The following is a 2,154-nucleotide window of genomic DNA, read 5'->3' as shown; positions in this document are numbered from 1 at the left end:
GGGTAGGGCACTCACCGGAAACATTCTAAAAGCGGGGCGCAGACCGGGCGTTTGGCGGTGTATTTGGCGCGCTTATACCGATCCTCAACCGATCTCATTGGCTTTGGCGAAGGCGAAAACCTAAGCTCCCCTTCGCCAACGTATTCGCACAACAAGAACGCACCGGAGACACCCAAAACACCGCCATGGCCCACCGCCATGCCGCGCAGGGGGCCGCCGCGCGCGTTCGCCGACCACCCTGAAAGCCGACGCCATGACGACACCCCGCCCCCTGCGCTCCGCCGCCTGGTTCAACAACCCCGAACACAGCGAACTCTCGGTCCTGCACCTGGCCTGGTTCCTGAACTACGGCCTCACCCGCGAAGAGCTGCAATCGGGCAAGCCGATCATCGGCATCGCGCAAAGCGGCTCCGACCTCACGCCCTGCAACCGCCATCACCGCGAGCTGTCGCTGCGGGTGCGCGAAGGCATCCGCGAGATGGGCGGCATCGCGATGGAATTTCCCATGCACCCGATCCAGGAGAACGGCCGCCGCCCCACGGCCGCGCTCGACCGCAACCTGGCCTACCTGGGGCTCGTCGAAATCCTCACCGGCTACCCGATCGATGGCGTGGTGCTGACCACCGGCTGCGACAAGACCACGCCCGCCGCGCTGATGGCCGCGGCCACCGCCAACATCCCCGCCATTGTGCTGTCGGGCGGCCCCATGCTCAATGGCTGGCACGAAGGCCAGCGCACCGGCACCGGCACCACGCTGTTCAAGGCGCGCGAGCTGTTCGCCAAGGGCAGCATCGACTTCCCCGGCTACATCGACCTCGTGGGTTCCACCGTGCCCTCGGCCGGCCACTGCAACGTGATGGGCACGGCCTCGACCATGAACGCCCTGGCCGAAGCCCTAGGCATGAGCCTGCCCGGCTGCGCGGCCATTCCCGCGCCGTACCGCGAGCGCGGCCAGATGGCCTACGAAACCGGCCGGCGCATCGTCGACATGGTGCGCGAAGACCTCAAGCCCTCCGACATCCTCACGCGCTCGGCCTTCGAGAACGCGATCGTCGTCAACTCGGCCATCGGCGGTTCGACCAACGCGCCGATCCACCTCATCGCCATTGCCAAGCATGCGGGGGTCGAGCTCAACATCCAGGACTGGGAAACGGTCGGCCTCGACGTGCCGCTGCTGCTCGACATGCAGCCCGCCGGCAAGTACCTCGGCGAGGAGTTCTACCGCGCGGGCGGCGTGCCCGCGGTGGTGGCCGAACTGCATCGCCACGGCCTGATCCGCACCGACGCGCGCACTGTCAACGGCCACACCCTGGCCGTCAACTGCGCCGACGCGCCGGTGAAAGACGCCGACGTGATCCGCCCCTTCGACCAGCCGCTGCGCGAGAACGCCGGCTTCCTCGTGATGTCGGGCAACCTCTTCGACAGCGCGATCATGAAGACCAGCGTCATCTCCGACGAGTTCCGCGCGCGTTACCTCAGCAAGGCCGGCGACCTCGACGCCTTCGTGGGCCGCGCCATCGTGTTCGACGGCCCGGAGGATTTCGAAGCCCGCATCGAAGACCCGTCGCTGGACATCGACGCGAGCTGCATCCTGTTCATGCGCGGCGTTGGCCCCATCGGGCACCCGGGCTCGTCGGAAGTGGTCAACATGCGCGCGCCCTCGCACCTGCTCAAGAGCGGCGTGTCGGCCTTGCCCTGCATCGGAGACGGCCGGCAGTCGGGCACTTCGGGCTCGCCGTCGATCCTCAACGCCTCGCCTGAAGCCGCCGCAGGCGCGGGCCTGGCATTGCTGCAGACCGGCGACAAGGTGCGCGTGGATTTGAAGGAACGCACCGTCAACATGCTTGTCAGCGACGACGTGCTGCAGGCGCGCGCCCGTGACCTCGAAGCGAAGGGCGGCTACCCGATTCCCGCGAGCCAGACGCCATGGCAGGAGATCCAGCGCGCGATGGTGGACACGCTTTCTGAAGGCATGGTGCTGAAGCCGGCGACCAAGTACCAGCGCGTGGCGCAGACGGCGGGGATTCCTCGTCGGAATCACTGAGGACTTTTTTCAGGGCGACGCTCCCGCCGACGGGGAGCCTTGCTCCGCGAATGTCCCCCGGCCTGCGGCCTCCTCCTTGATTTCGCTGCGCAAGGCACCCCATCGACGTG

Annotated in this window: 1 protein-coding gene; it reads left to right on the top strand. The window is 67.3% G+C overall.

What is annotated here, in order from left to right; translation table 11 throughout:
• Positions 1 to 253 precede the first annotated feature (253 nt).
• Entirely contained in the window at positions 254 to 2,044 is a 1,791-nt protein-coding gene (locus AC07XP_RS32240; RefSeq protein ID WP_495266955.1) for an IlvD/Edd family dehydratase, read from the top strand.
• Positions 2,045 to 2,154 lie beyond the last annotated feature (110 nt).

It is taken from the genome of Variovorax sp. GW531-E2, assembly GCF_059423125.1.
The sequence above is the reverse complement of the archived record's forward strand: the minus strand, read 5'-3'. Positions and strand labels throughout refer to the sequence as shown.

Bases quoted from the DNA above. Each gene is read 5' to 3' on its own strand.
- AC07XP_RS32240 (WP_495266955.1), top strand. From the start codon at position 254: ATGACGACACCCCGCCCCCTGCGCTCCGCCGCCTGGTTCAACAACCCC.